General features: G+C 46.3%; 13 protein-coding genes. 6 read left to right on the top strand and 7 right to left on the bottom strand.

Going from position 1 to position 11,247, the window contains the following annotated elements; all coding sequences use genetic code 11:
- Positions 1–978 (top strand): ABC transporter ATP-binding protein (locus tag ACWA6V_RS09450; RefSeq protein ID WP_449522253.1); only part of this gene is annotated, 978 nt, incomplete at its 5' end.
- Positions 979–1,032: 54 nt separating this feature from the next.
- Here the strand turns inward: ACWA6V_RS09450 and ACWA6V_RS09445 are convergent.
- The 5 genes from ACWA6V_RS09445 to ACWA6V_RS09425 all read right to left on the bottom strand — a co-directional run bounded on the left by ACWA6V_RS09445 (position 1,033) and on the right by ACWA6V_RS09425 (position 4,148).
- On the bottom strand, positions 1,033–1,500 hold the full coding sequence (locus ACWA6V_RS09445; protein ID WP_449522252.1) for a helix-turn-helix domain-containing protein: 468 nt from the start codon (positions 1,498–1,500) through the stop codon (positions 1,033–1,035).
- Positions 1,501–1,637: 137 nt separating this feature from the next.
- Positions 1,638–1,883 (bottom strand): hypothetical protein, encoded by a 246-nt coding sequence (locus ACWA6V_RS09440; protein ID WP_449522251.1) that lies wholly within the window; start codon positions 1,881–1,883, stop codon positions 1,638–1,640.
- 4 nt (positions 1,884–1,887) lie between these two features.
- Positions 1,888–2,433 carry a DUF2058 domain-containing protein gene (locus tag ACWA6V_RS09435; protein ID WP_449522250.1) on the bottom strand — a complete coding sequence of 182 codons (546 nt, stop codon included), beginning with the start codon at positions 2,431–2,433 and terminating at the stop codon, positions 1,888–1,890.
- A gap of 12 nt (positions 2,434–2,445) precedes the next feature.
- Positions 2,446–3,996, bottom strand: a complete 1,551-nt coding sequence (locus ACWA6V_RS09430) for a cryptochrome/photolyase family protein (protein ID WP_449522249.1) — start codon at positions 3,994–3,996, stop codon at positions 2,446–2,448.
- Complete coding sequence (locus tag ACWA6V_RS09425; RefSeq protein WP_449522248.1) at positions 3,993–4,148, bottom strand: DUF2256 domain-containing protein; 156 nt, start codon at positions 4,146–4,148, stop codon at positions 3,993–3,995. The genes ACWA6V_RS09430 and ACWA6V_RS09425 overlap by 4 nt, the downstream gene beginning before the upstream one ends.
- Positions 4,149–4,256: 108 nt before the next feature.
- Here ACWA6V_RS09425 and earP point away from each other — a divergent pair, with 108 nt between their 5' ends.
- The 5 genes from earP to ACWA6V_RS09400 all read left to right on the top strand — a co-directional run bounded on the left by earP (position 4,257) and on the right by ACWA6V_RS09400 (position 9,951).
- Positions 4,257–5,399, top strand: coding sequence for an elongation factor P maturation arginine rhamnosyltransferase EarP (earP, locus tag ACWA6V_RS09420; protein WP_449522247.1), 1,143 nt, complete (start codon positions 4,257–4,259; stop codon positions 5,397–5,399).
- Positions 5,400–5,544: 145 nt separating this feature from the next.
- A complete protein-coding gene (efp, locus tag ACWA6V_RS09415; RefSeq protein ID WP_449522246.1) occupies positions 5,545–6,105 on the top strand; it encodes an elongation factor P in 561 nt (186 codons plus the stop codon).
- 178 nt (positions 6,106–6,283) lie between these two features.
- Positions 6,284–8,149: a serine hydrolase domain-containing protein gene (locus tag ACWA6V_RS09410; protein ID WP_449522245.1), complete on the top strand. Its 1,866-nt coding sequence runs from the start codon at positions 6,284–6,286 to the stop codon at positions 8,147–8,149.
- A 3-nt stretch (positions 8,150–8,152) separates the two neighbouring features.
- Complete coding sequence (locus tag ACWA6V_RS09405; RefSeq protein WP_449522244.1) at positions 8,153–9,238, top strand: sensor histidine kinase; 1,086 nt, start codon at positions 8,153–8,155, stop codon at positions 9,236–9,238.
- On the top strand, positions 9,238–9,951 hold the full coding sequence (locus tag ACWA6V_RS09400; RefSeq protein WP_449522243.1) for a LytR/AlgR family response regulator transcription factor: 714 nt from the start codon (positions 9,238–9,240) through the stop codon (positions 9,949–9,951). The genes ACWA6V_RS09405 and ACWA6V_RS09400 overlap by 1 nt, the downstream gene beginning before the upstream one ends.
- A gap of 15 nt (positions 9,952–9,966) precedes the next feature.
- Here the strand turns inward: ACWA6V_RS09400 and ACWA6V_RS09395 are convergent, their stop codons facing one another.
- On the bottom strand, positions 9,967–10,557 hold the full coding sequence (locus ACWA6V_RS09395) for a sulfite oxidase heme-binding subunit YedZ (RefSeq protein WP_449522242.1): 591 nt from the start codon (positions 10,555–10,557) through the stop codon (positions 9,967–9,969).
- 11 nt (positions 10,558–10,568) lie between these two features.
- On the bottom strand, positions 10,569–11,247 hold a 679-nt coding region (gene msrP / locus ACWA6V_RS09390), incomplete at its 5' end, for a protein-methionine-sulfoxide reductase catalytic subunit MsrP (protein WP_449522241.1).

Genomic DNA, 11,247 nt, shown 5'->3' with positions numbered 1-11,247 from the left:
ACCGTATCACTCTGCCTCTGGTCGAGCGCAGCAATCACTACCGGCGCAATTGCTGCCGCTGTCGGCCTGGTATTGCGCTTGAATGGGATGGCGCAGTGGATTATGTGGGAAGTCTCGGCACTGTTTGAAAACATGGGCACTGCACGCGATGGTTTAAATACCCTATCAATTCCACGTGAAGTGCAAGACAAACCCAATGCGCTGCCTCTACTTATCCAACAAAGCCAGATCGACTTTAAATCCGTGCGTTTTAATTACGGTAAAAAAGACGGATTACTACAGCAGTTTGATTTGCATATTAACGCCGGTGAAAAAATTGGTTTGGTCGGCCGCTCGGGCGCAGGCAAATCCACTTTGGTAAATTTATTATTGCGTTTTTATGATGTCGATGACGGGGCAATTTTAATTGATGGCCAAAACATCGCGGACATCAAACAAGAAAGCCTGCGCGCGCAAATCGGCATGGTTACCCAAGACACATCTCTACTCCACCGCTCCATCCGCGACAACCTGCTCTATGGCAAACCTGATGCAACAGAAGAAGAGATGATCTGCGCCGCCAAGCAGGCAGAAGCGCACGATTTTATTATGAGGCTCAGTGACAACGAAGGCCGCAAAGGCTATGACGCCCATGTAGGTGAGCGCGGTGTTAAATTATCTGGCGGCCAGCGCCAGCGCATTGCTATCGCCCGTGTACTGATAAAAAACGCCCCGATTTTAATTATGGATGAAGCGACCTCTGCATTGGACTCTGAAGTAGAAGCCGCCATCCAAACCAATTTAAATACGCTGATGCAAGGCAAAACGGTGATTGCAATCGCGCACCGTTTATCCACTATTGCGGCGTTGGATCGCTTGATCGTATTGGATAAAGGCCAGATTATCGAGCAGGGAACACACAACGAATTGATCGCATTGGGCGGCGTATATGCGCATTTATGGGCGCATCAATCAGGAGGGTTTTTGGGGGAGTTTTAACAAGTATTAAGAAGCAGCAAGTCTATGAATTTTCTTGCTACTTCGAGCAAGGGACTAAGTAGGTGTGTCATCCGGCTTGTCGTACCAAACACCGTATTTATCCCCCTGCCATACCAATAGGTGGAAAAAATACGCTGTTAGTAAAAAAGCCAAACCACCGGGTAATGCTTTAGGGTCAAACCACGCAAACGCACAGAGTGCGAATCCGCAAGCATGGCAAAAAAACATACCCCTCACACTGGACTTACGCAAAGGTTTAAAACTTAGGTAATTAATAAAAAACCACCATTTCAACCACAACGGCTGGCTACGCCACACATCAGAATTTTTATCTATCATCATTCGCTCCTGGGTTAGGGTTGCTACATCCACTTCAAGCACAGAGGCGAGGCATTTAAGTGATTCCACACTGGCGTTATTGCCGCTTTCAATCCGCTGAATGGTTCTGACATTCAAGCCAGACATTTGCGCTAACTGCTCTTGCGAGAGATGGCGACTAATACGCAGTTCTTTAAGAATCATTTATTTACTCCAACCTGTGTGAACCCAGAGTATTGCTAAAAGCACGCCCAGTCGGGTACGGCAGCTACCCGACTTTCACCCGACACAGGTGCTGAATAGATTGCGAGGATTCTTTTCTGGCGAGAATTCGTGCGGCGTTATTTTTTTGCGAAATACACGTCCCAAATTACCAGCAGGATTCCCACAAAAAATCCCACATGGGCAACCATTGCACCTACAGCAAACAACCAGCTCAGCAATACGGGGTTTCCATCTGCAGGGCCGAAGGCGCTATAGAGCATAATCGGTGCGGCGCAGACGAGAACCAACATTAAACTCAGTGCAATAATCTTTATGCCGCGCAATGATTTACTGCGCAACACGGCGCGGATTGGATTCCACATAGGCTTACCACATAAGGTCGTCGGGAATAACGTAATCCTTGTAGGGATCATCTTCATCGACTTTATTATCGGTTTTGGTATTGGCAACCACGACGAATTTTGCATCGCGTTGTGCAATTTTGTCAGCGACTATACGGGGCACCACCTCATAACCATCGCCGAGCTTGACCACGCCCAACAAACCGCGCGCGATTTGCTCAAGCACCAATGGAGATACGCGCATTTTTTTGATGAGTTTGCCATCGGTAAAATTATATTCCACATCGCCATTGCCAGCGCCTTTGGGTTGACGATGGTTTTCGATGAGCTGTTTGATTTGGGCAGCTATGGCTTTTTGTTGCAGTTCCAGATCGCGCTGGCGATTTAATTCGCGGTCGCGCTCCACTTTTTCCAAACGAGCTTGTTCAGCGGATTGTTTTACTTCATCAATCACTTCTTCATTGGAGCGACGCGCGACATTGGTTTCTTTACGTTTTTCTTTATTGGCCTGTTTGGCTTTTTTGGTGTCTATCAAACCGGCTTTGAGCAGTTGATCTTGTAGAGAGGCCATAAAAAATTCCGATCAAATATAGTGATTAGCTGGGTAATGCGCCCTCACCCACTGCGCACGCTTGGCGATGGCAGCGCGTTTGCCTTCGCTCTGGTTATCCAGGTGCTTGACTTGTAAGGCCAAGCGAGGATGCTGTTGAAAACGCGCTCGGTGCTTCCGCAAAAACTCCCAGTACAAGGTCGTAAATGGGCAGGCGTTTTCTGTTTCAGCGTCGTCTGGCTTGTACCGGCAGTGATCGCAATAGTTGCTCATCTTGGCAATGTAACGACCAGTGGCGATATAGGGCTTGGAAGCCATTATGCCACCATCAGCGTATTGACTCATCCCTAATACGTTGGGCAATTCAACCCATTCGACAGCATCGACATACATCGCCAAATACCATGCATGAATTTGTTCGGGTCGTGTTTGCCAAAGTTGGGCAAACAGGCCGGTGACCATAAGCCGCTGGATATGATGACCGTAACCTGTGTCCAGTACCTGCCGAATACTATGACTCAGGCATGCCATGTCTACCTCGCCGTTCCAGTAAAAGTCGGGCAGATTGTGCTGGGCATCTAATGCATTCATCTCCTTCCATTCCGGCATTAAGCTCCAATAAAGACCGCGCACGTATTCGCGCCATCCCAGAATCTGGCGAATAAAACCCTCTACGGCATTGAGAGGCGCATGACCGCGGGTGAACGCACGCTCTGCCGCCTGCACAACTTCCAGTGGTGATAACAATTTAAGGTTCAGTGCTGCCGATATCCGCGAATGATAGAGCCAGGGCTCGCCAGTCCACATGGCATCCTGGTATTCACCGAACAGCGGTAAATTTTTTTCGACAAAAAAATCCAGCAGCGCAAGCGCTTGCTGGCGATTCACTGGCCAACCAAAACTCAATAAATTACCGGGATTGTCGGGAAAAAACGCTGCGACAGAATCGATCGCACTCTGGGTAATCTTATCGACCGGAAAAACCAAGGCGCTGTCCAATAACCCCGGCCCTGCTTTGCCAAAGGCGCCACGATTGTCTTTATCATAATTCCAATCGCCGCCGAAGGGCGCATCGCCGTTCATTAGTATCCCCGTGCGTTTACGCAGCTGGCGATACCAATATTCCATGCGCAATTGTTTTTTGCCTTTTTTCCATGCGCTGAACTCACCCGGCTTGGCGATAAAGTGATTATCGGCCAGCACCTCAAGTGACAGCTGGTGGTCGGTACAACAATGCTTTATTTCCTGCAGTACACGATAATCACCTGGCAACACGACGCTCAGTTGAGTCACCGCATAATGTCGCAGAGTCGCGTTAATCGCCGCAGTGAAATTCGGCTGCTCATGCTCTTCAAGCGAGTAATAAACCAGCGGCAATTTTTCATCGCGCAACCCTTGCGCAAAATGGCGCATAGCAGCAAGAAACAACGTGCTCCGCTGTTTGCTTGAGGGAACATGGGTACTTTCGCCGAGGGTTTCTGCCATCCACAGGAGGTCCTGCGCTGGATCGAAATCAGCAAAAATAAGGCTGTCGCGATTGAGTTGATCGCCGAGTACCAGGCACAAGTGACGTATTTTTTTCATTGGGGGGATTGCTTCCTATCTCTACGAGCGGCGGTGCTGCAAGCAGTGGAACAATACTTGACCTCCAGCCAAACTTTTTCCCATTTTTTTCGCCATGTATACGGGCGCTGGCAATGCTGGCAAATTTTTTGTGGCAAGTGCTGTTTTTTCATACTGCGGGACTTTTTTTTGAAAATCGACTTTTTGATTCTAGCTGTCCATTACGAAAAATATCGACGCTGGTATCATTCGCCACCCACTTAATTCGACTGAACTGACCAATGCCATCACCACACACCAAAACCTGGGATATTTTCTGCCGCGTTATCGACAACTTTGGCGATATCGGCGTCTGCTGGCGACTGGCGCGGCAATTAGTCGAGGAACACCAACAAGCGGTAAGGTTATGGGTCGATGACCTGAATTCGCTGGTACGTATATGGCCTGAAACCCTCCAAGTGGATCAACAACAGGTCGCGGGCGTTCAAGTATGCCGCTGGAACACGGAATTTGACGCGGATGTGCAGGTTGCTGACGTGGTTATCGAAGCCTTTGCCTGCGATATCCCCGCTCTCTACTTGGACAAGATGGCGCAGCTCAAGCGCATCGGCCAAACGCCTGTATGGATTAATCTGGATTATTTGAGTGCAGAAAGTTGGGTCGAGGAATTTCATCGCATGCCCTCCGCTCATCCGGCTACCGGCCTGCGCAAAACTTTTTTCTTCCCCGGTTTTACTGCGCGCACCGGCGGGTTGTTGCGCGAAGGGTCATTGATAAGCGCACGCGATACATTCCAAGCCGCCCCCTGGCTGGCAAGTATGGGCTTTGAACCGCAACCAGAGGCGCTGCTGGTGTCCCTTTTTGCCTACGAAAATCCAACACTTGCCAGTCTCATCAAGGCTTGGGCAGTTTCCAGCCGGCCAATTCACTGCTTGGTGCCCAGCGGTAAAATCCTTACTAGCATCAACGAGGCGATCAAGCAGGAATTAGTCGTTGGCGATATCTACTCGCAAGGGAACCTGCATTTACAAGTCATCCCCTTTATCACCCAGACCGAGTACGACAAGCTGCTCTGGGCCTGCGATATCAATTTCGTACGCGGCGAGGACTCATTCGTGCGGGCACAATGGGCGGCAAAACCTATGCTCTGGCATATCTACCCCCAGGACGAGGAAGTGCACATCACCAAACTCAATGCATTTCTTGATCACTACACGGCGCACTACAGCGAGCAGTTGGCGAATACGATTCGTGCGTCTTGGCTGGCTTGGAATCAGGGCGAGAATATAGAGAGCTATTGGCATCAGCTCATATCCCAGCTACCCGATTGGCGCCTGCACAGCCAAATCTGGTGCGATTCGCTGCTCGAACAGCCTGATTTAGCCAGTCAATTAGTTACTTTTTGCGCTAGCCGCCAAGGCTAAAAAAGCACTACAGAAAAACCGCAAAGAACTGTATAGTAGCGCGCCGATTTCAAACTCGGGACGCCTGAGGGCTTTTACGCCCGCGCGCCATGCGCATCAAGGCCTCCCTCTTATTCGTTAACCTCTGCAAATACTGGGATTTACCATGAAAAATGCTCAAGAAACCCGCGCTGGCAACGTTCTAATGATCGACGGCTCACCTTGGGTTGTTCAAAAAGCGGAATACAACAAGTCTGGCCGTAACTCTGCTGTTGTAAAAATGAAGCTGAAAAACCTGCTGAACGGCATGAACACCGAAACCGTTTACCGCGCTGACGACAAATTCGAAGACATCCAATTGGATCGTAAAGAAGTAACCTACTCTTACTACGCTGATCCGATGTACGTATTTATGGACCCAGAGTTCAACCAATACGAAGTAACTGCTGAAGAGCTGGGCGACCTGCTCCCATGGATCGAAGATGGCATGGAAGACGTGTGTGATGCAGTATTCTACGAAGGCAAAGTAATCTCTGTAACTCCACCAAACGCGATCACTCGTGAAGTTGCCTACACCGAACCAGCAGTCCGTGGCGACACATCTGGTAAAGTGATGAAAACCGCAAAATTGGTTAACGGCACTGAATTGCAAGTTGCTGCGTTTGTTGAGATTGGCCAAAAGATCATCATCGACACCCGCACTGGCGAATATAAGTCTCGCGCTTAATTCTCCTACCTATTCAGCGGCCGCCTTGGCCGCTGAATTCCCTTCCCGCAAATCACCCCCTTCTTTACTCGATTTGTTTTAACGCCGCCCATCACTTTTAAAAACCATTCAGCACCAATCCCACTCAAAATTCAGATAAATTGCAACAATAACTCCACATTAAAAAGGAGCTATTGCTATGCACAATTTTCTAAAAATCATAATTACCTTAGTGTGCCTAATCGGTTTTTCAGTACAAGCCGATGAACCAGTACCGCAATCACTTGAAGAATTAAAAACAGTCATCGAAAAAATTCGTCAGGATACAAAAACTCCCGCACTTGGCATTGCTCTGGTCAATAAAGATGGCCCTTACTGGGTTGCTGGTTTAGGTGAGACCAATATCGAAACACACACCAGAGCCGATGAAAACACGCTGTTTCGCATAGGTTCAGTTTCCAAAATGTTTGCCGCACTTGCCGTGCTGAAATTACAAGAGGAAGGAAAACTCAATCTGAACGACAAGGTGTGCGATCTAGTTCCGGAAATTCAGTTTGAAAACCCTTGGGAAGAAACCCACCCCATCAAAGTTGTACACCTACTGGAGCATACCACTGGCTGGGATGATATCCACCTTGCGGAGTATGCCTATTCCGCACCGGACACCATGAGCACAAAAGAGGGGCTTGATTACCATCCTGATTCACGCAAATCTCGCTGGATTCCAGGTACACGTCATGCTTATTGCAATGCGGGCGCGGCGGTCGTTGCCTATATGGTAGAAAAAATAACGGACAAAAAATACGAAGACTATATCGCTGACACTTTTTTCAAACCGCTAGATATGCCTTCAACCAGCTATTTCCAAACCGATCTATACCAACAAAAAGGCGCAACACTTTACACCAACAACAAAGCAGAAAAGTACTGGCATATTATCCACAGAGCTGCAGGCTCTATTAATTCATCACCAAAAGATATGGCTAACTTTGTGCAGTTTTTATTGGCGCGCGGCACGATTCAGAATCATCAGCTAATTCCAAGCGCAGCGATGGAACGAATGGAAGTATCAGCAACTACATTGGGTAGCTCCGCAGGGCTTACAGCAGGCTATGGACTTGCCAATTACACCAGTGGCTACAAAGATTTTCACGCTGTCTTTCATGGCCATAACGGCGGTGTATTTGGCGGACTCACCGAATTAAGTTACAACAATGAGCTCGAAACTGGTTATGTGTTTATGATCAATGCAGGTAACTGGCCTGCATTCGATAAAATTTCCAAAACCATTCGCGCTTATTTGCTCAAAAATCACAAGACTAATAAGCCTCAACCTATAGCACTTCCAGAAAAATTCAAAACATTGAGTGGCTACTACGCTCCTATCAATCACCGCCAACATATGACTCGGTTCATGAACGGAATTTTTGGGGTCATGAAATTTCACACAGACGAAATGCATGTATATCGGGAGCCACTGCTCGGAGGCTGGGAAGCACCTGGTGTGGCTTACGCAATAAACAATGACTATTTAATTGAACAGTGGACGGGCCTTCCTACTATTGCTTTGGTTAATGATCCGATTGAAGGGGATACTGTACAAGTTGGAGCAGATATATTTAAACGTGTATCTGGAGTGAGAGTCTTTAGTCTGCTCGGCTTATACGTGTCACTTGGCATAATAAGTCTGTTAAGTTTGTTGGCTATCGTTGTATGGGGCTCACGCCGATTGGTGAAAAAAATACCCACAGACGCCAGTGTTTGGATTCGCATTTGGCCGTTATTGACCAGTTTGGTATTAGTGGCATCAATTGCTTGCCTGTCATTGGTTGGGTTATTTATGCAAGCGGCAGCGAGCGTATCAATACTTTCCATCACTGTTTATCTATTGAGTATTGCCTATCCATTAAGTGCCCTTGCCAGCGCAGCAATGCTAATCAAGTATCGAAACCACACTATATCAAAATGGCTATACTGGTATGCGCTAATTTACACGGGCTTGCATTTACTAATGGCTGCTCATCTCACTTACTACGGAATATTTGCGCTAAAACTCTGGGCATAATCGATGAACTTTAAATTTTTCCCGCGCAACAAGACATTTTGGATGTACCACGGATCAATTTTATTGATCATGACGCTGGCACAAACCCTGATTATTTTGTTATGGCGGGAAGAAATATTATTCAACTTTATAGGCGGATTTGTCTGGCTACCCTTGTTTACACTCGCCACACTCTATTATCGATTCCTATATAAAACACACCAATGGCACGAATTAAACACTGCAAAGAATATTGTCGTTGTAACTGGATATAGTTTAGCTAGCGGCTTCATTGTTACGTTTATTATGCTAGGTTCTATTATTCCTTTTTTTTGGGGAGATCTAGAAAAAGCCGTTGTCAAACATTCAACACCTGCCTCAACCATCATTACGCAAATGTTTATCGGCAACTGGCTTCAAACGCAATTATTTATTGGCGGCTGGATTTTTGTTTACATTAGTATTACCACCAAACAGCGCATTAAAGAAACCGAGCTGACAAACTTACGGCTGCAAAATAGCCTCAAAGAAGCAGAGTTAGCGAACTTGACCAATCAACTCAACCCACATTTTTTGTTTAACACGCTCAACAACATTAAATTCACTGTTCGAAAAGACCCGTTAAAATCCGAAAAAATGATTACAGACTTATCGGATATTTTAAGATACTCACTGGAGTCCAGCAAAAATGAAAAAGTGCAGATTTCTGATGAACTGGAAATAGTTAACCGTTACATTGATATCATCAAAGTACACATGGAAAACAGGTTACACTTTGAAAGTGATATACCAGAAGACCTGTATTCCAATTTCATTCCTCCTATGATTTTGCAAATGCTCATAGAGAATTCGATTAAGCATGGTATAGAAAACTTGCGCCACGGCGGAAAAGTTCAGCTAGTGGCAGAAGCCACTGCACATTACATCACCTTCAAAATCACCAATGATATTCCGCACACAGAAATACCAACAACGCAAAGCACCGGTATAGGTTTACGCAATATAGAGCAACGGCTTAAACTACTGTACGGCAATCCTGCAACGATAAATATCCATGAGCAAGACCAACAATTTATAGTCACACTGACCCTTCCGCGAGAAATGCGCTAATGAAAGCTATAGTGGTTGAAGATTCACGCATCGCCCGCGAAGGATTGATAGAAATGCTGGGTGAATTCACTGAGGTGACTATTGTCGGTGAAGCAGAGCACCCCACTCCGGCGCTTGAGCTTATTCGGGAAAAACGCCCTGACGTTATTTTTTTAGATATCCATATGCCTGGAGAGACTGGTTTTGAGTTGCTGGAAAAACTGGATTATATTCCGCGTATTATTTTTACAACGGCTTACTCTGAATACGCAATCAAATCCTTCGACTACCATACCATTGATTACCTATTAAAACCGATTAGCCAAGAGCGATTGGCCTTAGCTATTGCAAAACTGAACACCAGCACTGATGAAACAGCGCAAGGAATCAAACCTGCACTGGAAATGAACAACAAGATATTTATAAAAGATGACGACAAGTGCCATTTGGTAACACTGGAATCTATACGTTATTTTGAAAGCTGCAAAAATCATGTGCGGATATTTTTCAACCAGGAATCAGCCTTTGTCAAAAAATCACTAAGTCAAATTGAAGAGCGCCTACCCAGGAAATTTTTCTTTCGCGCCAATCGCCAATTTATTGTTAACTTGCAAGCAATCAGCACCATCGAAGAAGGCATCCGCGATGGCTATGTAATCACCATGAATAACGGTACAACTATTGATATTTCACGCCGGCAAGCAACAGACTTAAAGGATATATTGAGTTTTTAATTGACCATATTGTTATTATTTTCGAACCGTCCAATACAATCTCGGCAACAACAACGCCAACAAAATCACACCAAATAACACCGCCTCAAAATAACTGGAGCGCACCTGCATCAACACATGTACCCAAGCGAGGATGGCGATCAGGTAAATGCTTTTGTGCAGGCGAAGCCAATTTTTTCCCATTCTCCGCATCATCGACTTGGTAGAGGTAACACCCAAAGCAATCAGCAAAATGACCGCAGGGATTGTAACCAGAATATAAGGCCGCTCAACCAACTCTTTACCGAAACGCGAAAAGTCCAACCCTAAAATAAAAACCAGAAACGCAAGCACATGCAAAATGGCATAAAAGAGCGTAAACAAACCCAACATACGCCTATGGATTTGCAGCCAGCGGAAGTGGAAATTTTTAAAATTGTCCAAGCGGCGCAACGGTGTTACTGCCAGGGTGATAAACAAAAAATAAATTGTCCATTCGCCGGTAAATAACACAATGGTTTTAGCCGGGTCAGCGCCCAATTGATTGGCAAGTGTTTTATAGACAATAAATACCAGCGGTATCAATGCAAGGAAAAAAATCAAGACCCGTCGCCACAACACAGGCATAGCAATTGCTCTCAATAAAATTTACGCAAATCCATATCTTTATACAGATGCGCCACCTGCTCTGCATAACCATTAAATAATTGTGTGGGGATAATATTCGGTTTTAACAAACCGCTCGGCAAACGTCGCTCTTCTGCCTGGCTCCAACGTGGATGGCTGACTTGCGGATTTACGTTAGCATAAAAACCATATTCATCCGGTGCGATCATGCTCCAGGTTGTCTTGGGTTGTTTTGCCGTAAATTCAATTTTCACAATGGATTTAATATATTTAAATCCATATTTCCAAGGCACTACCAAGCGCAAAGGTGCGCCGTTTTGATTAGGCAATACTTTGCCGTATAAACCAACTGCCAAGGTAGTCAGGGGATGCATGGCCTCGTCCATTCGCAATCCTTCACGATAGGGCCAATCGATGGTGCTAAAGCGACTTTTTTGCGCGGGCATTTCGGAAGGTCGTTTCAGCGTGGTAAAGGCAACATATTTTGCATTGCTGGTTGGCTCAACGCGCTTGATAAGATCCGCAAGGGAGTAGCCAATCCATGGAACTACCATCGACCAGGCCTCAACGCAGCGGTGACGGTAGATTCGCTCCTCGAACTTCACCTGCTTGAAGAGATCGTCGATCGCGATGGTTTGCGGCGTTTCCACTTCGCCATCGAGGACGATGGACCACGGCCTTATCGGCAAG

Source organism: Cellvibrio sp. (genome assembly GCF_053579595.1).
Note: the sequence above shows the minus strand (reverse complement) of the source record. Positions and strands in the feature narration are given on the sequence as shown.

Excerpts from the sequence above, each read along its gene's own strand:
- ACWA6V_RS09445 (WP_449522252.1), bottom strand. The coding sequence starts at position 1,500 with ATGATTCTTAAAGAACTGCGTATTAGTCGCCATCTCTCGCAAGAGCAG.
- ACWA6V_RS09440 (WP_449522251.1), bottom strand. The coding sequence starts at position 1,883 with ATGTGGAATCCAATCCGCGCCGTGTTGCGCAGTAAATCATTGCGCGGC.
- ACWA6V_RS09435 (WP_449522250.1), bottom strand. The coding sequence starts at position 2,433 with ATGGCCTCTCTACAAGATCAACTGCTCAAAGCCGGTTTGATAGACACC.
- ACWA6V_RS09430 (WP_449522249.1), bottom strand. The coding sequence starts at position 3,996 with ATGAAAAAAATACGTCACTTGTGCCTGGTACTCGGCGATCAACTCAAT.
- ACWA6V_RS09425 (WP_449522248.1), bottom strand. The coding sequence starts at position 4,148 with ATGAAAAAACAGCACTTGCCACAAAAAATTTGCCAGCATTGCCAGCGC.
- earP (WP_449522247.1), top strand. The coding sequence starts at position 4,257 with ATGCCATCACCACACACCAAAACCTGGGATATTTTCTGCCGCGTTATC.
- efp (WP_449522246.1), top strand. The coding sequence starts at position 5,545 with ATGAAAAATGCTCAAGAAACCCGCGCTGGCAACGTTCTAATGATCGAC.
- ACWA6V_RS09410 (WP_449522245.1), top strand. The coding sequence starts at position 6,284 with ATGCACAATTTTCTAAAAATCATAATTACCTTAGTGTGCCTAATCGGT.
- ACWA6V_RS09405 (WP_449522244.1), top strand. The coding sequence starts at position 8,153 with ATGAACTTTAAATTTTTCCCGCGCAACAAGACATTTTGGATGTACCAC.
- ACWA6V_RS09400 (WP_449522243.1), top strand. The coding sequence starts at position 9,238 with ATGAAAGCTATAGTGGTTGAAGATTCACGCATCGCCCGCGAAGGATTG.
- ACWA6V_RS09395 (WP_449522242.1), bottom strand. The coding sequence starts at position 10,557 with ATGCCTGTGTTGTGGCGACGGGTCTTGATTTTTTTCCTTGCATTGATA.